Genomic DNA, 22,451 nt, shown 5'->3' with positions numbered 1-22,451 from the left:
ATTCTCTTATTGAAAATTTCTATGAAAATGATATAATTAACTGTGTTTATGTATTTTAAAAGGTCTGTGTTTTCCGCAGACCTTTTAAATATTATAATTGCTTTAGGCCTTGAATTTGGTCAGGGTAATAATAAACAAATTGGTAGATAATATATAATAAGTAATGTACTCTGAAATAATGTGTCTATAATTTATATAAAGATTAAAAAGCTTAGGCATGTGAAAATAAATAACAAGTCAAAGATGCGACGAATATTTTGAATTATACAAGGAAATAGGTTCTGATGATAGTGGTGCTATCAGAAGGTTCTGTTGACGTAGTAGGATTCAAAATAGACTAGCATACTGACTAGTTATTTATTTGAATGTGCCTTATATAGTTTTACTTTCTACATAATTGAGGAGGAAAACCAATGTGAATTAACATATATTTTGTTTGATAATGGCGCAAAGTTACGGCGTAAAATACAAAGAAATTAGAGGAGGTAAGAGTTACTTAAGGCAGTAACATTATAAGATCTAAAATAATTAAAGTATTATTAATACATAATTTTTTTGATGGAGATTTATAAGTTTTAAGTAGCAAGATTTAATTGGCTGATTTTATAAATGAAATAGAGAAAAGAAGAACCTTTGCAATAATATCTCACCCAGATGCAGGTAAAACTACACTTACAGAAAAGCTTCTTCTATACGGTGGTGCCATAAGAATGGCAGGTTCTGTTAAGGCTAGAAAGGCTTCAAAGCATGCAGTATCAGATTGGATGGAAATAGAAAAGCAAAGAGGTATTTCTGTAACCTCTTCAGTAATGCAATTTAATTATGAAGGTTATTGTATAAATATATTAGATACACCAGGACATCAGGATTTTAGTGAAGATACTTACAGAACTTTAATGGCTGCTGATAGTGCAGTAATGGTAGTGGATGCAGCAAAAGGTATAGAAGCTCAGACAAGGAAACTTTTTAATGTTTGTAGTCTTAGAGGAATTCCTATATTTACTTTTATAAACAAAATGGATAGAGAAAGTAAAGATCCTTTTGAACTTATGCAACAGCTTGAAGATGAGCTTGGCATAAAAACTTATCCTGTAAATTGGCCTATAGGTTCTGGTAAGGAATTTAAAGGCGTGTATGAAAGACATAATAAGGTTATACAGGTGTTTGACGGTGGAAATCATGGCCAAACAGAAGTTGAAACTGTAGAAGGTAATGTAGAGGATGCTATATTTAGAGATCTATTAGGTGATGATCTTCATGATAAGCTTATTGAAGATATTGAACTCTTAGATATAGCTGGAGATGAATTTGACGTTGAAAAGCTTAGAAATGGAGAACTTACTCCTGTATTCTTTGGTAGTGCACTTACTAATTTTGGTGTTAAGCCTTTCTTAGAGGAATTTTTAAAGCTAACTCCACCACCATTAGCTAGAAATTCTGATAAGGGAGAAATAGATGTATTTAGAAAAGATTTTTCTGCATTTATATTTAAGATTCAAGCTAATATGAACAAAGCTCATAGAGATAGAATTGCATTTATGAGAATATGTTCAGGCGAATTTAAAAAGGGTATGGAAGTCTTTCATGTACAAAAGGGTAATAAAGTAAGACTTACTCAGCCGCAGCAGTTTTTAGCACAGGATAGAGAAATAATAGATAAGGCCTATGCTGGAGATATTATAGGTGTATTTGATCCAGGTATATTTAATATAGGGGATACTCTGTGTGAAAGTTCTGATAAGTTTAAGTTTGAAGATATACCAAGCTTTGCTCCTGAGCACTTTGCAAGAGTTAGAACTATTGATACCATGAAGAGAAAGCAATTTATAAAGGGTATAACTCAAATATCTCAGGAAGGTGCTATACAGGTATTTAAGGAAGTTAATATAGGTATAGAGGAACTAATTGTAGGAGTTGTAGGTGTACTGCAATTTGAAGTACTTGAATATAGATTAAAAAATGAATACAATGTAGATATAAAAATGGATTTATTAGCATATAAAAATATAAGATGGATTGAAAATGATGATATAGATCCTAAGAGTTTAGTTATAACGTCAGATGCAAAGGTAGTTAAGGATGGAAATGACAGAAATCTGATACTTTTCCAAAGTGATTGGTCTATAAGCTGGGCATTAGAGCATAATAAAGGTTTAGTATTATCCGATATTTCTAAGTCATAATAAATAAGGCACATTCAAATAAATAACTAGTCAGTATGCTAGCCTATTTTGAATCCTACTGCGTCAACAGAACCCTCAGATAGCTTACTATCCTCAGAACCTGTTTCCTTGTAGGATTCAAAATATCCGTCGCATCTTTGACTTACTATTTATTTTCATATGCCTAATAGTAAATTATAAATAGAAGGAGCTGCCTTACAATGCATATATATGCATTGTAAGGCAGCTCCTTAGCTGATTTACTACTACAAATTCACATTAGTGTCTTCTTTTATTTCTAGGGTGTTATTATTAGTATTATTTCTGTAATATATATTGCTAAAACGCTTCTTTAAAGGTACTTCTAATTTAGCAAATATGAAATCTACTAGCTTCACAGTAATATAGGCAAAAATAATTCCTGATACTACATCAATAATCCAATGTATTTCTAGATACATTGTGGAATATATTACACTAAGACAAAAGAAGCCCCAAACCCATTTGAATATCTTGTCCCGTTCTCTTATTACCAAAAGGAACATTGCAAAGGAAATAGATGTATGCATAGATGGAAAACAATTTAATGTCCATCCAGCTGCCTGAAGCTTAGTGAAATTACGTGCTAAACCGTCTGGTTGTCCTAGTACATACCATGTTTCTTGAAGATGAAACAATAAATAAAAAGGACTAATTAAAAATATTTGAAATACATGGGCTGAGCAAAGGTATCTGCACATTTTTTTAAAATCCTTTAATATGATAGCTCTAACTATAGGTATTATAGCAGTCATAACAAAACCATTATTATACACAAGTCTCATAAACCAGGTAAGAGTTTCATTTTTATAAACTCTAGCAAAGGATGCATTATTAAATGGTATTTTGCTAAATATTGGATTTAAATCTATAACTGAACCTTTAGCAATCTGCCAGCTTAGAATTTCCCCCCAAAATGCATAACCATGTGAATTTATATATGTAAGAAAAATTACAAATGGTATACATAATATTATAAATGGAAGCCATTTTACATCTTTTCTGATGTCTGGAAAAGCGGTAATTGCTGCAAACCAATATATTGAGACTACAATTTTATAACCGGGACTTGAATGGCTAAAATAAATAGGCAGCACGCAAGCAAATAGTATGATGCCAATAATTATACTATAGTATTTATCTAAGAATTCCAAGAATTTTACTGTCGCAATTTTAATGCTTTGACTCTTTAGTATTTCCATAAGATATCCCCCTTAAATTACAAGATAGATTATAACATAATCTTTACATAGAATTAAATAAAATAACATAAAATTAACATTGTAATATTTTCTATAAAATAGCGTCTATATAATTGATTTTATATTGACATAATTTTATTATAATCGTACACTAAGACAAATGAGAATTTTAAAAATATAATAAAATACAGGTTTAATTAGGCATGTGAAAATAAATAACAAGGTAATAGACTATCAACTAGTTGTTTTGTTTGAAAATGCCCTACATAATTAATTAAAAGGGAATCAGGTTAAATTCCTGAACGGTCCCGCCACTGTAATAGATGAATTTAAGTACAATAAGGCATGAAAGATGTCTAAGCCACTGGGAAACTGGGAAGGTGTATTTAAATGATGAGTTTTTAGTCAGTATACCTGCCTGTATTTTTTCCACATAATCCCTACGAGCGATAGGGAGGTGTTAAGAAAAAGGTTTGCTTTTAACTTTATAAAGTAAGTGATACGAATATCCTTTTAACACTATTGTTGATAGGGTTATTTTTTTGCTTAAATTTTCTATAAAAATATTCTTTAAATTAATATATAAGTTCTTTGATAATACTTAATTTTAGAAGATATTATTTGAAGTTAAAATTATTGTGACAGGATTAGAAGTTGTATATTATGTTAGACATATGAAAATAAATAGTAAGTCAAATATACTAGCATACTGATTAGTTATTTATTTGAATGTGCATTATATAATTATAATGTGAAAGTTACTTATTTGAAAGGATGGTGAAAACCGTTATAGTGAAATTTATTAAATAAATTAAATTTAATAAATTTTATGGAGACATATAAAAGAAAATAAAAAGTAAAATATTATGGATAATATTTCATTTATATTTTCTTATAGGTGCCTTAACGGGATTAATATGTTTAGAAGACATAGAAGACTAAGACAAAATAGAGCAATAAGGAGTTTGGTAAGAGAGACAGTTTTAACTCCTGATGATTTTATTTATCCCATATTTGTAACTGAGGGAGAAAATATAAAAAAAGAAATAGAAGCTATGCCAGATAACTATCATTGGTCAGTAGATAGATTGAATGAGCTGGTTCAGCAAATAACAGAAGCTGGAGTTAAGGGAATAATGGTGTTTGGTTTACCTGATCATAAAGATGAAGTTGGAACTTCTGCCTATGAAGGGGAAGGTATAGTCCAAAGGGCAGTAAGTAAAATTAAAGAACTTGCTCCTGATTTATTAGTAGTTACTGATGTATGTATGTGCGAATATACAAGTCATGGACACTGTGGAATAGTAAAAAATAAAAAAGTTGATAATGATGAAACTATAAAATATATAGCTAAAATTGCTTTATCTCATGCAAAAGCAGGAGCAGATATGGTGGCACCTTCTGATATGATGGATGGAAGAGTAGAGGCCATTAGAAATCTTTTAGATGAAAATGGTTATAAAGATGTATCTATAATGGCTTATAGTGCAAAATACGCATCTGCCTTCTTTGGACCTTTCAGAGAGGCTGCAGATTCAGCCCCTCAGTTTGGTGACAGAAAGGGATATCAGATGGATCCTGCTAACATAAGAGAGGCTATGCTTGAAATTGAAGATGATATAAATGAAGGTGCAGATATAATAATGGTAAAGCCTGCTATGTCCTACCTTGATGTAATAAGATGGGCAAGAGATAAGTTCAACTATCCTGTTGCTGCATATAGCGTAAGTGGAGAGTATGCTATGATCAAGGCTGCTGGAAAGCTTGGAGTTATAGATGAGAAAGCTACAGCTATGGAGATGCTTTTATCTTTAAAGAGGGCTGGCGCAGATATAATTATAACCTATTTTGCAATAGATGCCTGTCACTGGCTAAGAGGAGAGGAGAGTGTAGTTTTAAAATGAGTTTCAAAGCTTGGTGTGTAGAGTGTATTTAGGATATCCCTCGTTTCATAAAGAAAATCTAACTTTGGCTTTGTTTAAAATTCTATGACTTTTAAACTCACTGTGTTCAGACAGTAAAAGTCACTTAACGGATTTCAAAGCCGCCAAGGTAAGATTTATTAATAGCAAATAGATTTATTTTGAATAAATAGAAAAAGGGGAGAGGTTTTTGCAGAAGAAAAGGGATAAGGTAATACTGGTAGTAAGTTTTGGAACTACTTATGAGGAAACCAGAAAGTTAACTATAGAGGGTATTGAGAAGTGTATAGAGGATAAGTTTAAGGATTATGATGTGAAGAGAGCCTTTACTTCACATATGATAATAAAAGCACTTAAGGATAGAAGTGGATACATTGTAGATAGACCTGAAGAGGCTTTGAAGAAGATAGCGGAGGAAGGCTACAAAGAAGTTATAGTTCAGTCACTTCATATAATTCCTGGTGTAGAATATGACTATGTATATAATGTAGTTGAAAGATACAGGGAAAAGGGTGTATTTAATAAAATTGAGCTAGGAAGACCTATACTCTATTTTAAGGGAGATGGTAATGAACTTTATGATGATTATTCAGTTGTTATAGAAGCCTTAAAACCTCAAATTCCTAAAAATAGTGTAACGGTGTTCATGGGACATGGAACAACTCATCCCGCTAATTCTTGTTATTCCTGTCTTCAAATGGTGTTTAGAGATCATCAAATAAATAATGTGTATATTGGAACTGTAGAGGGGTATCCTTCATTAGATAATATTGTAAATACATTAAAAAGAGATGGGGTTAAGGAAGTTACATTAATGCCACTGATGGTAGTAGCTGGTGATCATTGTAATAATGATATGGCGTCTGAGGAAGAGGATTCGTGGAAAAGGGTTCTTGAAAAAGAAGGATTAAAGGTTAATTTATATATGCATGGCCTAGGAGAAAATCCTCTCTTTAGAAATATATTTATAAATCATATAGAAGATACTATTACGGGAAAATATAAAAATATAGGGGTAACACAAAAGGGGAATTAGTAGATGGCAAAGATTATGATACAAGGTACTGCATCTTCTGTTGGAAAAAGTATACTTGTAAGCGCATTGTGCAGGATTTTTAAACAGGATGGTTATAAGGTCGTTCCCTACAAATCTCAAAATATGTCTTTGAATTCTTATATAACTTTAGATGGAAAAGAAATGGGTAGAGCACAGGTGCTTCAAGCCTATGCCTGTGGTATGGAGCCACAGGTGTATATGAACCCAATACTACTTAAACCAACTTCTGATAAGAAATCTCAGGTTATAGTTAATGGTAAGGTATATGGAAATTACACTGCAATGGAATACCACAGTATGAAGCCTATATTTAAAGATATGTTAAAACAACAGTTTGAAGAACTTGAAAAAGAATTTGACGTAATAGTTATAGAAGGGGCAGGAAGTCCTGCTGAGATAAATTTAAGAGAAAGAGATATAGTAAATATGGGTCTGGCGGAGCTTGTGGATGCTCCTGTAATACTGGCAGGAGATATTGATAAAGGTGGAGTGTTTGCTTCTCTTGCAGGTACTATGCTTCTATTAAAGGATGATGAGAAGAAAAGAGTTAAGGGAACTGTTATAAATAAATTCAGAGGAGACATAGATATACTAAAGCCAGGTTTAGATATGTTGGAGGATATAGTGAAAATACCTTGTATGGGAGTAGTTCCATATTTTAATTTACAACTGGAAGATGAAGATGGTGCAGTGGAGTTTGAAAAGAAAGCTCATGGAGCTATAGATATAGCTGTTATTAAACTTCCACACATATCTAATTTTACAGATCTAGATGCTCTTAAAGCAGAAGAGGATGTATCCATAAGATTTATAACCAATGCAGAAGAGTTTGAAAATCCAGATTTAGTAATTATACCAGGAAGTAAGAATACTATAGAAGACTTATTAAGACTTCGTGAAAACGGTGTTGAAAAAAAGATCAAGGAATTCAGTAAAGATGGAATGGTTATAGGCATATGTGGTGGATATCAAATGCTCGGTAATTCTATTGAAGATCCTTATGGGGTGGAAACGAATATTCTAAACACTGAGGGAATGAAATTGTTAGATATTGATACCACATTTGAAGAAGAGAAGGTTACAACTAGGGTAAAGGCAATTATAGCTTCAGATGATTTATCAATGTACGTTGACAACTATATAGTAAATTATAATGATGTGAACGAAAAAAAAGATTATGAAGAAAATAGAAATATAAATAAGTCAGTTTATGGTTATGAGATTCACATGGGTATATGTAAATATGGTGTAAACTCAAAACCACTTTTTAATATAGTGGATAAAAATAGAATGGATGTAGATTATAGTGATGGTGCTATTAATAGAAAGGGTAATGTTATGGGTACTTACATTCATGGTATATTTGACAGTATATATTTTAGAGAGTACATAGTTAATTTGTTAAGAAGTAGAAAATGTATAAGTCTTAAAAAGTCTAAGGAATACGAAAAGTTAAGAGAGAAAGAACTTGACAAATTGGCACAGATAGTTAGAAATGCTTTAGATATGGAGCGTATATATAAGATTATGGGGCTGAATAAATGATGTATATAGCTTTAGATATAGTTTTAGCAGTAATTTTAGATTTTATATTAGGAGACCCAAGATGGTTGCCACATCCAATAATATATATAGGAAAATTAATAAGTTTATTAGAGAAGAATGCAAGAAAATTAGCAAAAAGTCATATACAGTTAAAATTATTTGGTGGTTTAATTGTAATTATAATAGGCCTTGTTAGTTTTTCTATACCTTTTTTAATATTAGAACTTGTGAAACCCTTCACAGCAGTTCACCATATATTAAATATACTTATAATTTGGACAACACTAGCTGCAAAGAGTTTAGATAAAGAGGCTAGTAATGTATATAATTCCCTAGAAAATAAGGATATAAAGGATGCTAGAATAAAGCTTTCTTACATTGTGGGAAGGGATACAAAAGAACTTTCAGAAGAGGAAATAATAAGAGCAGATGTGGAAACGGTAGCTGAAAATGCTTCTGATGGTGTTATAGCACCCCTTATCTTTGCTATAGTTGGGGGAGCACCTTTAGCTATGCTCTATAAGGGAATAAATACTATGGATTCTATGCTTGGCTATAAAAATGAAAAGTATTTTTACATAGGTTTTTTCCCTGCTAAAATAGATGATTTATTTAATCTTATACCAGCCAGAATTACAGGTATATTTATAGCCCTGGTGGCACCCTTGATTGGTGGAAATATCTTAGAGAGTCTAAGAATAATGATTAGGGATAGAAAAAATCACAAGAGTCCAAACTGTGCCTATCCAGAAGCAGCTGCAGCCGGTGCAATGAAAATACAATTGGGTGGTACTAATAGCTATTTTGGAGAACTTGTGTATAAACCTACCTTAGGGGATAAAAAGCAAAATTTAGATAAAAAGCATATTAAAGAAGTTATTAGGCTGATGTATGGTTCAGAGATATTAGTGATAATTATCTATGTTATTATAGCTTATTTAATAACTAATACATTTAAGAATTTTTAATTATAATTAAAGAATCTTATGAATAGATAGTTGTAAAAGTAAGATTATATGAATTAATCTTGTTTTTAAATAATAATAGGGAGTTACATATGAATGAAAGAGATAAGTGATAATAGTGGGAAAGTTATAATTAGAAAGGCCGTACAGTCGGACGCTAAAGGATTAATAGAGTATCTTAATATAATTGGCGGAGAATCAAATTTTTTAACCTTTGGAATAGGAGAATTTGGAGGAAGTATTGAAGAGGAAGAAGAATTTATTTCAAATGCTTTAAATAAGGAAAATGCCTTGTTTATTGTAGCTGAAGTTAATGGAAATATAGTGGGAAATTTAAATTTTTCTGGAGGACCAAGACAAAGAAATGCCCATGTTGGAGAATTTGGAGTAAGTGTTCTTAAAGAACATTGTGGAAAGGGTATAGGTGAAAAACTTATAAAATATTTAATTAACTGGAGTAAAAAGTCAGAAATAATTAGAAAAATTAATTTAAGAGTTAGAAATGATAACACAGTAGGTATTTACCTATACAAGAAACTTGGGTTTTTAGAAGAAGGAGTATTAAAAAGAGATTTTTTAATTAATGGTGAGTTTTATGACTCTCTATTAATGGGATTAGAGATTAATTAATGAATGCCTTGATTTACTGGTAATGTTCTTTTAGATAGAATTATAATAAGGCATATGAAAATAAATAGTAAGTCAAAGATGCAACGGATATTTTGAAGTCTACAAGGAAACGGGTTCTGAGGATAGTGAGCTATCTGAGGGTTCTGTTGACGTAGTAGGATTCAAAATAGATTAGCATACTGACTAGTTATTTATTTGAATATGCCTAAGTAAAAGAACAAATATAGGCAGATAGATGTGAATGGAAGAGAGGTTTATTTATGGTTCACGGTGGAGATATATATACCGATGGTATTTTTAAAGGACAGGATCTTTTAGATTTTAGCTCTAACATAAATCCTCTTGGAGTGCCAGAAGGTTTTAAAAATAATATAGCAGAGGCTTTAAATAACGTAACTAGATATCCAGATATTAAGTATAGAGAACTTCTAAAAAACCTTTCAAATTATACTGGCACTGTAGAAGAAAACTTTGTACTAGGTAATGGTGCAGCAGAAATTATAGATTTAGTTATAAGTAATTTTAAAAGTATATTGATAGTAGTACCCTCCTTTGTAGAATATGAAATAAATGCAAAGAAGTGGGGTTGCCGTATAGAATACTCTAAGTTGCTACCCAATATGGATTTTGATTATGAAGACATTCAGAATAAGCTTACTGAGGTAGAGGCAGTGATAATAGGTAATCCTAATAATCCAAATGGAAATATTATAGACAAAAATAAATTTGAGTCCATTATAGAGTTTTGTGAAGCTGAAGGTAAAACAATAATTATAGACGAAGCTTTCATTGAATTTACAGGTAGCATAAAAAATAGCTTCATTGATAAAATAGAACATAATAAATGTACTTTTATTATACGGGCAATCACTAAATTTTTTGCCATGCCAGGAGTTAGATTTGGATATGGAATAAGTAGCAATGAAGGATTATTAAATAGTATAAGAGAGAAACAAAACCCTTGGAATATAAACTGTTTTGCAGAATTAGCAGTAAAATACTGTTTAAAGGATAAAGAATATATTGATAAATCTCTGAATTGGATTGAAGCGGAGAGAAAATTCTTTATGGGGGAAATTAGTAAAATTTCTTGTATAGATAGGATATTCAACAGTTTTTCAAATTTTATACTATGTAGATTAAAGAACATAGATGAAAATAAGCTTTATAAATGTTGCTTAGAAAAGGGTATAATTATTAGAAAAGCCAGTAATTTTAGAGGACTTGATAATAGTTATGTAAGATTTGCAATAAAGGATAGAGTATCTAATGAGAGACTAATTAAGGTTTTAAAAGGAATTGAAGTTATAAATAATGAATTTAGATAAGGCATATTAAAATAAATAGTAAGTCAAAGATGCGACGAATATTTTGAATAATACAAGGAAACAGGTTCTGATGATAGTGGGCTATCTGAGGGTTCTGTTGACGCAGTAGGATTCAAAATAGGCTAGCATACTGACTAGTTATTTATTTGAATATGCCTAATATTAGAAAAGAGGAATTCTATGGGAAAGCTATCCAAAGGTTATATTCAAGTATACACTGGAAATGGAAAGGGTAAAACTACCGCGGCCGTGGGACTTGGAGTTAGAGCTGCTGGAGATGGTTACAGTGTATTTATGGTTCAATTTTTAAAATCTGGTTCCACTGGAGAGCTTGAAAGCATAAAAAAGTTAGCACCTAATTTTAAAATTTTCAGATTTGAAAAAAAGAGAGGATTCTTTTGGAATTTAAATGATAGTGAAAAATCAGAATTAAAGACGGAAATACAGGATGCCTATAATTTCTGTGTAGATACTTTAAAAAACAATAGATGTGATATTTTAATTATGGATGAGATAATGGGAGCACTATCTAATGAACTTGTATCCAAGGATCAGCTTTTAAGCCTTATAGAATATAAACCTGATAATATGGAACTCATATTAACGGGGAGAAATGTTCCAGAGGAAATAGCAAATAAGGCAGATCTAATTACTGAAATGAAAGAAATAAAACATTACTTTAGTAAAGGAGTCCCTGCCAGAGAAGGGATAGAGTATTAATTTATATGAAGAGTATTATTATATCCTCTAATGGTAGTAGCGGAGGAAAAACTACAGTAACTATGGGACTATTAAAGGTGCTTAAAAATAGAGGATTTAAGGTGCAAAGTTATAAAGTAGGACCAGATTATATAGATCCAGATTTTCATGAATATATTACAAAAGTACCTGCAAGAAATCTTGATTTATATCTTATGGGAGAAGAGGGTGTTAAAGCAAGCTTTTCTAGAGGTAAAGGTGATTATGGAATTGTAGAGGGCGTTATGGGACTTTACGATGGAAAGGGAATAAGTACTGAGTATTCTACGGCACATGTGGCAAAAGTACTTAACCTACCTGTAATTTTAGTTCTATCACCAAAGGCTAAAGCTTCTACATTGTGTGCAGAAATACTTGGATTGATGAATTTTGAAAGTGTAAACATAGCAGGAATAATATTTAATAATATTAAGGAAAGTTATTATAAACTTTTAAAGGCAGCAGTTGAGAAGTACTGTGATATTAAAGTATTTGGATATGTACCAAAAGACGAAAGACTTTCTCTTAAGAGTAGGCATTTAGGGCTTGTGCAAAGTACTGAAATTGAGGATTTAAATAAAAAGATTGATATTTGTGCAGAACTTATGGAAAATAATTTAGATATTGAATCATTACTACAGTGTTTTGCAAACAATAAAGAATACATTGATAATTTTCATGTGAAAAATATTGGAATAAAATCAGCTGTGGCACTAGATAAGGCCTTCAGTTTTTATTATAGAGAGAATATAGAACTTCTACAGGAACTAGGAGAGGTAAGGTTTTTCAGTCCACTAGAAGATAAAGAATTACCCAAGGATATAGATTTTATATATCTAGGGGGAGGATATCCAGAGGTATTTATAGAAAAGCTTACTGGAAATAAAACTATGTTAAAGAGTATAAGAGATGCATTGAATTCTGGAATAAGATGTTATGCGGAATGCGGAGGACTTATGTATCTTACAGAGGCAATAGATGAAAGAGAAACTGTAGGATTTTTTAAAGGAACATCTTCAATGACAAACAGACTTCAGAACTTTGGATATGCTAATATAGAAGTAGTTAAAGAAAATTCTATGATGCCAAAGGGATTAAGTATTAATTGTCATGAGTTTCATAAGTCTCAGGTGAGATTAGATGAGAATAGCATATATGATGTTACAAAAATTAGTTATGATGGTTCCATAAAGCGTTGGAACTGTGGTTATGTTAAACAGAATACTTTAGGGAGCTATGCTCATGTACATTTCTTTGGTGATTTAGAAATGTTGAAAGCTCTTATTGGTAGTAAGCGGTTTTAAAATTTGCACATAGAAGGGAAGTGAAGTTTTAGTGAGTTTTGTTATTTATATATTTCCACTCACTAAAAATAGTCATGGATTATATAAAAATGCCTATGGATATAGAGAAGAGAAGCTTTGAGATAATTGGGGATGAAATGGGAGAACATAATTTCTCTGATAGGGAACTTAATATAGTAAAGAGAGTAATACATACTACAGCAGATTTTGAGTATAAAGATTTACTTTACATAAGAGAGGGCGCCATTGACAAGGCTTTAGAGCTATTAAAGAAGGGTACTACTATTTATACTGATACAAACATGGCACTATCGGGAATAAATAAGAAGGCACTTAAAGAATTAAACTGTAAGGTGGAGTGCTTTGTATCCAGAGAAGATGTAGCTAAAGAGGCTAAGGAGAGAAAGATTACCCGTTCCATGGCAGCAGTAGAAAAGGCAGTAGAGGAAGATGTAAAGTTTTTTGTATTTGGAAATGCACCAACAGCTTTATATAGACTTAAGGAGCTTATAGCAGAAAGAAAGGCTGATGCAAGATTTATAGTAGGAGCGCCTATAGGTTTTGTAGGGGCTGCTGAGTCAAAAATTGAAATAGAAAAACTTGATTTACCAATGATAACTATAAGAGGTAGAAAAGGTGGAAGTAGCGTAGCAGCTGCTATTGTGAATTCTCTTATGTATATGCTTATAGAGAGAGAATAGAGATATGCTGGATTTATATATAAACTGTGATGGAAAAAAGCTTAGATGTGGATATACTACAGGGTCCTGTGCAGCAGGGGCAGCTAAGGCAGCAGCAGCTATGCTTTATTATGGCAATGAGGTAAATGAAATAAGTATAGATACTCCTAAGGGAATAGAACTTTTATTGGAAGTGGAGAAAGTTATTAGAGGTAAAAACTATGTGGAGTGCTGTATTGTAAAAGATGGCGGAGATGATCCTGATATAACTCATGGACTTGAGATATGGGCTAGAGCTGAGAAAAAAGATGAAGGATACATATTAAAAGGCGGAAAAGGCGTAGGGGTAGTTAAGGGTGAAGGTTTATATGTTAAAAAAGGGGAACCAGCTATAAATCCTGTGCCTAGGAGGATGATAGAAAAAGAAGTTAGAGAGGTCCTGCCTAAGGATAAAGGAGTAGAAATAACTATATTTGTGCCAAATGGAGAGGAAATAGCTAAAAAGACCTTTAACCCAAGGTTAAACATACAAGATGGAATTTCTATATTGGGTACAACGGGAATAGTGGTGCCTATGTCTGAGGAGGCACTTAAAGAATCTATAAAACTTGAAATAAGCCAAAAGGCTGCATCAGGTTATAGGGAGCTGGTTCTGGTTTTTGGAAATATGGGTGAAGATAAAGCTAAAGAGCTAGGAGTTGATCCTAAAAAAATAGTATCTATGTCTAACTATGTAGGGTTTGCTTTAAACAGTTGTGTTGAAAAAGATATAGAGAAGATCACAGTTATTGGTCATATAGGAAAACTGTGCAAGGTTGCAGCAGGATGTTTTAATACTCACAGTAGGGTGTGTGATGTAAGACTTGAAGTCATAGCCCTTGAGTTAGCGCTAATGGGAGAAGAAACACAAACTGTGCAAAAGGTATATGAACAGAAGACCACTGAAGGTGCAGTTAATGTGTTAGGGGATAATTATAAGCAGCTTTATGATAGAATAGGAAAGAAGATAAAGCGGAGAATTGAACAGTTTTCCTATAATCAAATAGAAGCTGATATAATTATGTTCTCAATGAAAAGGGGCATACTTTGTGATAGCAGACACAATAGCAGTACATAGACTATGGCTAAAATTAGTGAAAATAAATCAAGTGTAGTTTTAAAATGAGTTTCAAAGCTTGGTGTGTGGATTGTATTTAGGATATCCCTCGTTTCATAAAGAAAATCTAACTTTGGCTTTGTTTAAAATTCTATGACTTTTAAACTCACTGCGTTCAGACAGTAAAAGTCACTTAACGAATTTTAAAGTCGCCAAAGTAAGGTTTTCTAATTATTCACTCGAAGATATCTACAATATCACTCCACACACCAATGAAACTCCTTTTAAAACTGTGATGTGAGGGAATATCATGAAAATAAAGGATGTGAGAGTTTAGTGGTTTTTGCACTTGTTATACAGTGGCTTACTAAGCATAAGTAATGAAAAATAAAAATGACAGAAAATTAGTTATTCAAATAGTCTGGAGTTTATGTTGTGTATTTCTTATACTACAACATATAATAGAAAACTTTTGGGAACTAAAAATACTTGTATTTAGTATTAATGGGAATTTTATAAAATTATTTTTAGCTTCTATGTTGATACTACTACCAATCTATTTTTTTTATTGCAGTAATAATAGAATAGTTAAAAAAATTTATAGTATTTTATCAATTGTTTGTTTCATTTGTATTGTATTTTTATATATGTTTTCATTTTCTGGAAATAGATACTTTTATTTTTATTCGCCACATAATAATAGAATTTTAATAGCGGAAGAAACATCATGGCTGTTATCTGGTGGAAGTAGTTTTTATGAAAGAAAATATAGAATTTTTATGAAACCAATAAAAGAAGGTATTACAACGGATGATGGTTATAGACCATTCTCATCTGGTGAATTTACAGTAAAATGGTTAAGTAAAAACAAAGTTCAATTAGATTATAAATATGGTTCAATGATAAATGATATTTGGAAGACTGAAATAATAAATCTTAATTAAATTACAAAAATTATAGAAAGTACTTTTTATATTATAAAATAGAATAAGTATATTTAAAGATCTTATAAAAGATTCTTTAGAATTGTGAGGTTTAAAACATGGTTTATATAGTAGGACTTGGACCTGGAAGTAAAGAATACATGCTAAATAAAGCTATAGATACTTTAAGACAATCAGATATGGTTATTGGTTTTAACAGAGCATTAAGCAGCATTGATTTTGTTCACGAAGAAATTAAGGTTGTAGTGAAAACTTTAAAGGAAATATTAGATATAATAGATAATAACTCTGATAAAAATATTTCCATTGTAGCTTCTGGAGACCCTTGCTTTTATGGAATTTCAGATTATATTAATAGGAATTATAAGGGGAATTTGGTTACCGTACCAGGTATAAGTTCTTTTCAGTATCTTATGTCAAAGCTTAATAAATCCTGGCAGGGAGCCTATCTTGGAAGCCTTCATGGCAGAGAAGAGAATTTAATAGATATAGTTAAACAAAATAAAAATTCCATATGGCTTACAGATAAAGTTAATTCGCCAAAAGAAATTTGTAAAACACTGTTTAAAGAAAATCTCTTGGTTAAGGTATACATAGGAGAAAATTTATCCTATGATGATGAGAGAATTTTAATTGGAAAACCAGAGGAGTTTATAAATAGAGAATTCTATGATTTATCGGTGGTGGTAATAGAAAATGAGATACTTTAAAGATGAGGAGTTCATAAGGGGAAAATCTCCTATGACTAAGGAAGAAATAAGGATAATAAGTATATCTAAATTAAATATAGAGAAGAATTCTAGTGTATTAGATGTAGGGGCTGGAACAGGCGCTGTATCTATTCAAATGAGTAAAATATGTGATGAAGGAAAAGTTACAGCCATAGAGAAGGATAGGGATGCAATAGATTTAATAAATGAGAATATAGAAAAATTTAATGTTAGTAATATTACTATTATTAATGGAGAAGCTCTAGAGGTAGAAAAGAATATAGATGAAAAGTTTGATGCCATATTTATTGGAGGCAGTGGTGGAGATATAGAAGAAATAATAGCTAGTTATGGCGAAAAGTTAAAGTCTGGTAAGAACATGGTGCTAAATTTTATTACTATTGATAATGTATATAGAGCAATGCAAACACTTAAAAATCTAGAATATGATACGGATTTAATTCAGATAGCTGTGAGCAAAGGCAAGGGAAAAAGCTGTATGCTGGTGGCAAACAATCCTATTTTTATAATTACAGCAGTAAAAAATAGTGGAGAGCTAGGGTAAAAACAGTGAAGAGTTAAGAGTCGAAAGTTGAGAGTGAAGGATATATTTTCTCTGTTTCACTATGAAAAAATAATTAAAAAATTAAATTTAAAGCTTTTTCGTAGCACAACGGAGAAAAAGCATCATAAACTATTAATTCATAATTTATAACTTTTAACTGATTGCAAACTTTCCACTATCAACTTTTAAAATACAGGAGGTAAAAAATGGCTAAATTATATGGCATAGGGGTCGGCCCTGGAGATAAGGAATTAGTTACTATTAAAGCAGTTAGAATAATAAAAAACTGTGAGGTGGTTGTAGTTCCCAGCGGCATGGCTGGGGGCAGGAGTATAGCCCTTGAAATAGCAGAGGATTATATAAATAAGGATGCAGAGATAATAGTAAAGCATTTTCCTATGGGAGGAAAAGATCAAGAGGAAAAAATAGAAGAAGCCTTTAATGCTATAGAGGATAAACTTAAAGAAGGCAAGGATGTAGCCTTTTTAACTATAGGAGACCCTTTTGTATATAGCACTTACATATATCTATTAAAATATATTGAGGAAATGGGCTATGAAACAGAGACAGTACCGGGAATAACTTCTTTTTGTGCCTGTGCAAGTCTTGCAAAGGAGCCTTTAGTAATAGGCAATGAATCACTTTTAATAGTTCCAGGAGAAAAGATAAATACCATAAGAGATGAAAAATATGTGGTAGTTATGAAGGTATATAAAAGGGAAGAAGAAATACTGGAGGTTTTAGAGGAAAAAGGATTTAATTATGTATACATAAAAAGGGCTGGTAGAGAAGGGCAGGAAGTTTTAAGTAAGAGAGAGGATATACTAAATAACAGAGAATATATGTCTCTTATCATAGCAAATAGAAAATAGAATGGGAAGTGAGTATATGGTTTATTTTATAGGAGCAGGTCCAGGAGATGTAGATCTTATAACTGTAAAGGGAAGGGATACTTTAGCCAAGGCTGATATAGTGATTTATGCAGGTTCACTAGTTAGTAAAGAACATATGAGTTTTTGTAAGGAAGATGTTAAAATTTACAATTCTGCATCTATGAATCTTGAGGAAGTAATTGAAGTTATTAAAGAGGGAAGTATTGAAAAGAAAAGTATAGTGAGGCTACATACAGGAGATCCTGCTATATACGGTGCTATAAAGGAACAAATGGATATACTAAGCGACTTAAATATAGAATATAAAGTTATTCCAGGAGTAAGCTCTTTTACAGCAGCAGCAGCGGCAATAAAGAGAGAATTCACCCTTCCAAAGGTGAGTCAAACGGTAATACTTACAAGAATAGAGGGCAGAACACCAGTACCAAAGGGTGAAGATCTTGAAAAATTAGCATCTATAGGAGCTTCTATGGCTATTTTCCTATCTGTAGGTATGGTTGATAAGGTAGTGGAAAAGTTAAAGAAAGGCTACGGAAGAAATGTGCCAGCGGCCATAGTAGAAAGAGCTACTTGGGAAGATGAGAGAATTATTATTGGTACTCTAGATGATATTTCAGATAAAGTAAGAGAAGCAAATATAACTAAATGTGCCCAGATATTAGTTGGAGATTTTATAGATTGTGAGTATGAAAAGAGTAAGCTTTATGATAAGAGCTTTACTCATATGTTTAGAGAGGGTATAAATGAGGATAGCAGTAGTAAGTCTAAATAAAAAAGGTGACATTATAGCTGAGAATATTGCGAAAGGTATTCAGGTAGACTTATATTCAAAGACTAAAATAGAAGATTTTAATATTAATAGTATAACTAAAGAGCTTATGAAAAAGTATGGGGCATTAGTTTTTTTATCCTCTACAGGTATTGCAGTAAGGTCTATATCCCAATATATAAAATCTAAAGATGTAGATCCAGCGGTGATAGTTATAGATGTACTTGGTAAATATGTTATAAGTCTTCTTAGTGGTCACTTAGGAGGAGCAAATGATCTTTCTCTAAAGCTTTCAGATTTACTTGGAGCAGTGCCAATTATAACTACAGCTACAGATATTTTAAATGTAAAAGCACCAGATATTATTGCTCTGGAAAATAATTTAATAATAGATAATCTTAAAGATGCAAAGGAAATATCTTCTCTACTAGTAGATGGGAAAAAGGTTGCTTTCATGGATGAGAAAAATAAAATTGATTTGCCAGAAGGATATTTAGAACTATCATTGGAGAAAAACAATATTAGCCTTGAGAATTTTCAGGGAATTGTATATGTAACTAATAAAACTAATGTACATGATTTAAGCAAGTCTAAATATGATAATCTAAAAAAGCTAAGACTCATAAGAAAAGATATGGTGCTTGGAATAGGTTGTAAAAAAGATTATCCAGTAGAAAAGATGATAGAGCAGGTTTGCGCAAAATTAGAAGAACTAAATATAGATAAAAGAGCAGTAAAGTATGTAGCTACTGTGGAGATAAAAAAGGATGAAAAGGCTATTTTAGAATTAAATAAATTTCTAAAAGCAGATCTGAAAATTTTTACTAGAGAAGATATAAGAAAAGTACAACATAAATACAAAGGTAGTGATTTTGTAGAGAAAAGCATAGGCATAAGAGCCGTTTGTGAACCCTGCGTAGAACTATGCAAGGCCGCTCTTTTAACTGAAAAGATTAGACTTTCAGGAATGACATTATGTATTGGAAAAATTTAAAGCAAGAACAGTAATCTTCATAGTTACGTTATTTAGAACGAATTTCGTTAAAAGGAAGTTCATATAAACAAAAAGAGAAGTTTCTATCCTAATTTAATATTTGAAAGGAGAAACCCTAATGGGAAAATTGTACATAGTAGGTATAGGTCCTGGAGGACTTAAGCACATGACAATAAAGGCTAAAGAGGTTATAGAAGAAAGTGAAATCATAGTAGGATATACTAAATATATTGACCTAATAAGACCACTAATAGAAGATAAAGAAATTTTTTCCACAGGAATGATGAAAGAAGAGGAAAGATGCAGAGAAGCTTTAAGACTTTCAAAGGATAAAGTTGTAGCTATTATTAGTACTGGTGATGCTGGTATATATGGAATGGCGGGTCTAGTTTTAGAACTGAGAAAAGACGAAAATGTGGAAGTAATACCAGGGGTTACAGCTTCCTCTGCAGCAGCATCCATTTTAGGTGCTCCAATTATGCATGACAGCTGTAATATAAGCCTTAGTGACCTAATGACACCTTATGAGCTCATAAAAAAAAGGGTAGATATGGCTGCACAGGCCGATTTTGTTATCACTCTGTATAATCCAAAGAGCAAGGGAAGACCTCATTATCTTAGAGAAAATTTAGAGACAATAAAAAAGTATAGAAGTGGCAATACTCCAGTGGCAGTAGTTAAAAATGCTCTAAGGGAAGGTGAAGAGTATGAAATATATACCTTAGATTCCTTTGATGATAGTAACGTAGATATGCTTTCAGTAGTTGTAATTGGAAATAGTCAAAGCTTTGTAAGAGATGGAATATTCATAACCCCTAGAGGATATAGACTGTGATAGGATTAATACTTGGAACTTCTGAAGGAAAGAAGATATTGGCACTTCTTAACAAATATACAGAGGATATTTATATTACCACAGCTACAGCTTATGGTGGAGAGCTACTTAAGAATTTTAAATTTAAAAAATTAAACACAAAACCTCTTGAGCTAGAAAAACTTATAGATCAGTTAAGTAAAAATAATGTGAAAGTTTTAGTGGATGCATCTCATCCTTATGCTTTAGTAATAACCGAAAATGCTATAGAAGCTTGCAAAAGACTTGGAATAAGTTATGTAAGATATGAAAGAGCATCTGTTGTTGAAGGGTTTAAGGACAACGTAATAGAGGTAAAAGATTATGAAGAACTAAAAGAAAAACTTTTAAACATTCAGGGTACAATTCTCAACACTACAGGAAGTAACAATATAGATAAGTTTAACAATATGAATCTATCAAATAGAATAGTACATAGAGTGCTCCCTTCTGTTAAAGTTATGGAAAAATGCTTTGATTTAGGGATAAAAACAGAAGATATAATAGCTATTAAAGGTCCCATAGGTTATGAACTTAACTGCGGATTCATAAGGGAATACAATGCAAAGGCAATGATTCTTAAGGATAGTGGAGTACAAGGTGGTACTGAGGAAAAGCTTAGAGCAGCTATAGATATGGGTGTAAAGCCATTAGTTATTGAAAGGAATAGTGTTAAAACTGAGAATAGTTTTAACAGCGAAGAAGAGGTAGTTAATTTTGTAGTTAATAAATTATTGTAAAATTTTACACCCCTGGGGTGTAATTTTTTCCAGTTTAGACTTTACTAGAAAGAAGGTATAGTTATGAAAACAAGAAAATTAGTTATAATGGCATTATTTATTGCCATAAGTTTTTTAGGTGCTAACATAAAGATATTTGGGACTGTAGCCTTTGATTCCATGGCTGGCTTTTTAGGATGCTTAATTTTAGGACCAGTGTATGGAGCTATTATAGGGGCTTTAGGACATTTCCTAACTGCGGCAACTAGTGGATTCCCATATACACTGCCTGTACATATGATTATTATGGTAGATATGGCTCTTACCATGTTTTTATTTGGGATAATATATAATAAACTTTCTAAAATAAACAAATATTTAGGAATAATTATAGCTGCTATTGTTGGAATAATAGTAAATGGACCTATATCTGTACTAATGATAGTACCAATCATGGGATGGGGAATGATTGCTATGATTCCTATTCTTTGTTTAGCCGCACTTATAAATATTTTAATAGCCTATATATTATATAAATTTTTATCTAGGAATATAAAATCATGGAAGTAAAAAAGATTAGAGATTTAAGTTTAATTGACATAGATGAAAAGTGCACTATGGTAATAGCTTGTGATAGCTGTGGAGGTATAGGAATAAAAGAAGGAGATTCTTTGAAAGTTCCTACACTTTATGTAGCTAGGTTTACTGTAAGAGTAGCTATTATGGAAGTTATGTGTTCAGGTGCTGAAATCATCACAATTACTAATGCAGTTTGCAATGAAATGTATGATACTGGTGTTCAGATTATAAAGGGAATAAAGGAAGAACTTAAAATGGCAGGAATCAGTGATATGACGCTTACAGGAAGCACTGAAGAAAATTTTAAGACTATTTCTACAGGTATTGGAATAACAGCTATAGGAATTGCTAGTAATGACAAGCTTAAAGTGACTTCTATTAAAGAGGAAGCTGCCATAGTAAGTATAGGGATTCCTAAGGTAGGAAATGAAATAAATTTTGTTAAAGATGATGAAATTGTATGTTATGAAGCTATTAAAAAACTTGTAAGATCAGAGGATGTATATGAAATAGTTCCTGTAGGATCAAAGGGCATTGCTTATGAAGCGGAAACACTTGCAAAGAATAATTCTCTTAAATTTGAGTTTAAAGATGAACTTTCAGTTGATATATATAAGTCGGGAGGACCAGCCACCTGTGTTATTGCAGCTGTAAATCAAAGAAAGATTAATGAGATAATAAAAGATTTTAATAATGTTAATGTAATAGGTTACTTAAATAGATAATCAAATTGTTGAAGCAAGTTCTTAATTCAGGT

At 31.7% G+C, this 22,451-nt stretch carries 22 protein-coding genes and 1 riboswitch; of the genes, 21 read left to right on the top strand and 1 reads right to left on the bottom strand.

Translation table 11 applies throughout. The annotated features are described in order from the left end of the window. Positions 1–593: 593 nt before the first annotated feature. Positions 594–2,183 carry a peptide chain release factor 3 gene (locus RH99_RS12195; protein ID WP_010238477.1) on the top strand — a complete coding sequence of 530 codons (1,590 nt, stop codon included), beginning with the start codon at positions 594–596 and terminating at the stop codon, positions 2,181–2,183. A gap of 245 nt (positions 2,184–2,428) precedes the next feature. On the opposite strand, the gene RH99_RS12190 is transcribed toward RH99_RS12195, so the two are convergent. Further along, positions 2,429–3,403: a phosphatase PAP2 family protein gene (locus RH99_RS12190; protein ID WP_010238475.1), complete on the bottom strand. Its 975-nt coding sequence runs from the start codon at positions 3,401–3,403 to the stop codon at positions 2,429–2,431. A gap of 225 nt (positions 3,404–3,628) precedes the next feature. Next, positions 3,629–3,839, top strand: a riboswitch (cobalamin riboswitch). Positions 3,840–4,320: 481 nt separating this feature from the next. Between RH99_RS12190 and hemB the strand changes: the two genes are divergently transcribed. The 20 genes from hemB (at position 4,321) to RH99_RS12090 (ending at position 22,419) form a co-directional block, all read left to right on the top strand. Beyond that, a complete protein-coding gene (gene hemB / locus RH99_RS12185) occupies positions 4,321–5,307 on the top strand; it encodes a porphobilinogen synthase (RefSeq protein ID WP_010238473.1) in 987 nt (328 codons plus the stop codon). Between the two features lie 208 nt (positions 5,308–5,515). Continuing rightward, complete coding sequence (locus RH99_RS12180) at positions 5,516–6,361, top strand: sirohydrochlorin cobaltochelatase (protein ID WP_010238471.1); 846 nt, start codon at positions 5,516–5,518, stop codon at positions 6,359–6,361. A gap of 3 nt (positions 6,362–6,364) precedes the next feature. Next, the gene (locus RH99_RS12175; protein WP_010238468.1) at positions 6,365–7,927 is read left to right on the top strand and encodes a cobyric acid synthase; all 1,563 of its coding nucleotides are present in this window, start codon (positions 6,365–6,367) and stop codon (positions 7,925–7,927) included. Further along, positions 7,924–8,895, top strand: coding sequence for an adenosylcobinamide-phosphate synthase CbiB (gene cbiB / locus RH99_RS12170; protein WP_010238465.1), 972 nt, complete (start codon positions 7,924–7,926; stop codon positions 8,893–8,895). The genes RH99_RS12175 and cbiB overlap by 4 nt, the downstream gene beginning before the upstream one ends. A 93-nt stretch (positions 8,896–8,988) precedes the next feature. Then, on the top strand, positions 8,989–9,522 hold the full coding sequence (locus RH99_RS12165; protein ID WP_010238463.1) for a GNAT family N-acetyltransferase: 534 nt from the start codon (positions 8,989–8,991) through the stop codon (positions 9,520–9,522). 260 nt (positions 9,523–9,782) lie between these two features. Then, positions 9,783–10,850, top strand: coding sequence for a pyridoxal phosphate-dependent aminotransferase (locus RH99_RS12160; RefSeq protein WP_010238461.1), 1,068 nt, complete (start codon positions 9,783–9,785; stop codon positions 10,848–10,850). 180 nt (positions 10,851–11,030) lie between these two features. Beyond that, positions 11,031–11,570: a cob(I)yrinic acid a,c-diamide adenosyltransferase gene (locus RH99_RS12155; RefSeq protein ID WP_010238459.1), complete on the top strand. Its 540-nt coding sequence runs from the start codon at positions 11,031–11,033 to the stop codon at positions 11,568–11,570. 5 nt (positions 11,571–11,575) lie between these two features. Beyond that, positions 11,576–12,892: a cobyrinic acid a,c-diamide synthase CobB gene (locus RH99_RS12150; protein ID WP_010238456.1), complete on the top strand. Its 1,317-nt coding sequence runs from the start codon at positions 11,576–11,578 to the stop codon at positions 12,890–12,892. Between the two features lie 74 nt (positions 12,893–12,966). Then, complete coding sequence (locus RH99_RS12145; protein ID WP_026038490.1) at positions 12,967–13,593, top strand: precorrin-8X methylmutase; 627 nt, start codon at positions 12,967–12,969, stop codon at positions 13,591–13,593. Positions 13,594–13,597: 4 nt separating this feature from the next. Next, on the top strand, positions 13,598–14,689 hold the full coding sequence (gene cbiD / locus RH99_RS12140) for a cobalt-precorrin-5B (C(1))-methyltransferase CbiD (RefSeq protein WP_010238451.1): 1,092 nt from the start codon (positions 13,598–13,600) through the stop codon (positions 14,687–14,689). Between the two features lie 359 nt (positions 14,690–15,048). Then, complete coding sequence (locus RH99_RS19530) at positions 15,049–15,612, top strand: hypothetical protein (RefSeq protein WP_010238448.1); 564 nt, start codon at positions 15,049–15,051, stop codon at positions 15,610–15,612. 98 nt (positions 15,613–15,710) lie between these two features. Beyond that, a complete protein-coding gene (gene cbiE / locus RH99_RS12130; protein ID WP_010238446.1) occupies positions 15,711–16,322 on the top strand; it encodes a precorrin-6y C5,15-methyltransferase (decarboxylating) subunit CbiE in 612 nt (203 codons plus the stop codon). Continuing rightward, positions 16,309–16,887 carry a precorrin-6Y C5,15-methyltransferase (decarboxylating) subunit CbiT gene (gene cbiT / locus RH99_RS12125; protein ID WP_010238444.1) on the top strand — a complete coding sequence of 193 codons (579 nt, stop codon included), beginning with the start codon at positions 16,309–16,311 and terminating at the stop codon, positions 16,885–16,887. Before cbiE ends, cbiT begins: the two co-directional genes overlap by 14 nt. Before the next feature lie 206 nt (positions 16,888–17,093). Then, a complete protein-coding gene (locus RH99_RS12120) occupies positions 17,094–17,759 on the top strand; it encodes a cobalt-factor II C(20)-methyltransferase (protein WP_010238442.1) in 666 nt (221 codons plus the stop codon). A 16-nt stretch (positions 17,760–17,775) separates the two neighbouring features. Then, the gene (gene cobM / locus RH99_RS12115) at positions 17,776–18,552 is read left to right on the top strand and encodes a precorrin-4 C(11)-methyltransferase (protein WP_010238439.1); all 777 of its coding nucleotides are present in this window, start codon (positions 17,776–17,778) and stop codon (positions 18,550–18,552) included. Then, positions 18,524–19,543, top strand: a complete 1,020-nt coding sequence (cbiG, locus tag RH99_RS12110) for a cobalt-precorrin 5A hydrolase (protein WP_010238437.1) — start codon at positions 18,524–18,526, stop codon at positions 19,541–19,543. The genes cobM and cbiG overlap by 29 nt, the downstream gene beginning before the upstream one ends. Before the next feature lie 118 nt (positions 19,544–19,661). Further along, the gene (cobJ, locus tag RH99_RS12105) at positions 19,662–20,378 is read left to right on the top strand and encodes a precorrin-3B C(17)-methyltransferase (RefSeq protein WP_010238435.1); all 717 of its coding nucleotides are present in this window, start codon (positions 19,662–19,664) and stop codon (positions 20,376–20,378) included. Then, positions 20,375–21,136 carry a cobalt-precorrin-6A reductase gene (locus RH99_RS12100; RefSeq protein WP_010238432.1) on the top strand — a complete coding sequence of 254 codons (762 nt, stop codon included), beginning with the start codon at positions 20,375–20,377 and terminating at the stop codon, positions 21,134–21,136. Before cobJ ends, RH99_RS12100 begins: the two co-directional genes overlap by 4 nt. Positions 21,137–21,199: 63 nt before the next feature. After that, entirely contained in the window at positions 21,200–21,685 is a 486-nt protein-coding gene (locus RH99_RS12095; RefSeq protein WP_010238430.1) for an ECF transporter S component, read from the top strand. Continuing rightward, a complete protein-coding gene (locus RH99_RS12090; protein ID WP_010238428.1) occupies positions 21,676–22,419 on the top strand; it encodes an AIR synthase related protein in 744 nt (247 codons plus the stop codon). The genes RH99_RS12095 and RH99_RS12090 overlap by 10 nt, the downstream gene beginning before the upstream one ends. Positions 22,420–22,451 lie beyond the last annotated feature (32 nt).

Source organism: Clostridium arbusti SL206 (assembly GCF_000246895.1).
Lineage (GTDB): Bacteria > Bacillota > Clostridia > Clostridiales > Clostridiaceae > Clostridium_I > Clostridium_I arbusti.
The sequence above is the reverse complement of the archived record's forward strand: the minus strand, read 5'-3'. Positions and strand labels throughout refer to the sequence as shown.

Coding starts and splice junctions, on each gene's coding strand:
- RH99_RS12190 (WP_010238475.1), bottom strand. CDS start 3,403: ATGGAAATACTAAAGAGTCAAAGCATTAAAATTGCGACAGTAAAATTC.
- hemB (WP_010238473.1), top strand. CDS start 4,321: ATGTTTAGAAGACATAGAAGACTAAGACAAAATAGAGCAATAAGGAGT.
- RH99_RS12175 (WP_010238468.1), top strand. CDS start 6,365: ATGGCAAAGATTATGATACAAGGTACTGCATCTTCTGTTGGAAAAAGT.
- cbiB (WP_010238465.1), top strand. CDS start 7,924: ATGATGTATATAGCTTTAGATATAGTTTTAGCAGTAATTTTAGATTTT.
- RH99_RS12165 (WP_010238463.1), top strand. CDS start 8,989: ATGAAAGAGATAAGTGATAATAGTGGGAAAGTTATAATTAGAAAGGCC.
- RH99_RS12160 (WP_010238461.1), top strand. CDS start 9,783: ATGGTTCACGGTGGAGATATATATACCGATGGTATTTTTAAAGGACAG.
- RH99_RS12155 (WP_010238459.1), top strand. CDS start 11,031: ATGGGAAAGCTATCCAAAGGTTATATTCAAGTATACACTGGAAATGGA.
- RH99_RS12150 (WP_010238456.1), top strand. CDS start 11,576: ATGAAGAGTATTATTATATCCTCTAATGGTAGTAGCGGAGGAAAAACT.
- RH99_RS12145 (WP_026038490.1), top strand. CDS start 12,967: ATGGATTATATAAAAATGCCTATGGATATAGAGAAGAGAAGCTTTGAG.
- cbiD (WP_010238451.1), top strand. CDS start 13,598: ATGCTGGATTTATATATAAACTGTGATGGAAAAAAGCTTAGATGTGGA.
- RH99_RS19530 (WP_010238448.1), top strand. CDS start 15,049: ATGAAAAATAAAAATGACAGAAAATTAGTTATTCAAATAGTCTGGAGT.
- cbiE (WP_010238446.1), top strand. CDS start 15,711: ATGGTTTATATAGTAGGACTTGGACCTGGAAGTAAAGAATACATGCTA.
- cbiT (WP_010238444.1), top strand. CDS start 16,309: ATGAGATACTTTAAAGATGAGGAGTTCATAAGGGGAAAATCTCCTATG.
- RH99_RS12120 (WP_010238442.1), top strand. CDS start 17,094: ATGGCTAAATTATATGGCATAGGGGTCGGCCCTGGAGATAAGGAATTA.
- cobM (WP_010238439.1), top strand. CDS start 17,776: ATGGTTTATTTTATAGGAGCAGGTCCAGGAGATGTAGATCTTATAACT.
- cbiG (WP_010238437.1), top strand. CDS start 18,524: ATGAGGATAGCAGTAGTAAGTCTAAATAAAAAAGGTGACATTATAGCT.
- cobJ (WP_010238435.1), top strand. CDS start 19,662: ATGGGAAAATTGTACATAGTAGGTATAGGTCCTGGAGGACTTAAGCAC.
- RH99_RS12095 (WP_010238430.1), top strand. CDS start 21,200: ATGAAAACAAGAAAATTAGTTATAATGGCATTATTTATTGCCATAAGT.
- RH99_RS12090 (WP_010238428.1), top strand. CDS start 21,676: ATGGAAGTAAAAAAGATTAGAGATTTAAGTTTAATTGACATAGATGAA.